Origin of the sequence: Haloferax sp. Atlit-6N (genome assembly GCF_003383195.1) — an archaeon.
GTDB lineage: Archaea > Halobacteriota > Halobacteria > Halobacteriales > Haloferacaceae > Haloferax > Haloferax gibbonsii.
Genome location: NZ_QEQJ01000128.1, coordinates 1 through 575, shown reverse-complemented (window position 1 = coordinate 575; position 575 = coordinate 1). Strand labels below are relative to the sequence as shown.

General features: G+C 57.4%; 1 protein-coding gene and 1 pseudogene. Both read left to right on the top strand.

Annotated elements, in window-relative coordinates; genetic code table 11:
• Nucleotides 1-83 precede the first annotated feature (83 nt).
• Complete coding sequence (locus DEQ92_RS21530) at nucleotides 84-272, top strand: hypothetical protein (protein WP_013035044.1); 189 nt, start codon at nucleotides 84-86, stop codon at nucleotides 270-272.
• Nucleotides 273-373: 101 nt separating this feature from the next.
• Nucleotides 374-575, top strand: a pseudogene (locus DEQ92_RS21525) (hypothetical protein); the annotation flags it as partial.

Here is a 575-nt window from a genome sequence, read left to right as displayed (position 1 = left end):
GTTAAGGCTGATGCAGGCTTCGGCGGGAGACATCGGCGTACCTGCATTGTTTTTCTGCGCCGGGAGTCGGCGAGGCGCACATTATGGACCCACGGGACACGCCCGGATATCGACTGTATCGCGCTCTGAGTAACCTCAACAGCATCGATATCGAGCAACTGGATGACCCCGACCGAAAACGACTCGCTGAAGCGACGACGCTTCTGGAACAGGTGGGACTGCTCACCCGACCCGATGCTTCGAAAGAAACTGACGCCACCGTTGACTCCTGAGGAAAGGCTCGGTCGAACAGAATCGGTTCAGCTTCTCTTCCAGTCGATTTTGTTCCCCCAGAAGGGGTACGGGGGCAGGAAAGTGCCCCTGAGGACTAACAATGGCAACACTCCAAGCAGCGACAACGTCGACCGGCGCGACCGTAACGGATTCACAGGCAGTCTGCCAGCTCTGTGAAGCACATTGCTTCGGGACCTTGAATTGGGAGGTGGACGAAGAAGGAGAGCTCATCATCTGGGGCTACGACGCCTTCGAGATCTACGAGACTCGTGAGGATGGGCTTCCGGACTACGAAGGTGGTC

Excerpts from the sequence above, each read along its gene's own strand:
- DEQ92_RS21530 (WP_013035044.1), top strand. The coding sequence starts at position 84 with ATGGACCCACGGGACACGCCCGGATATCGACTGTATCGCGCTCTGAGT.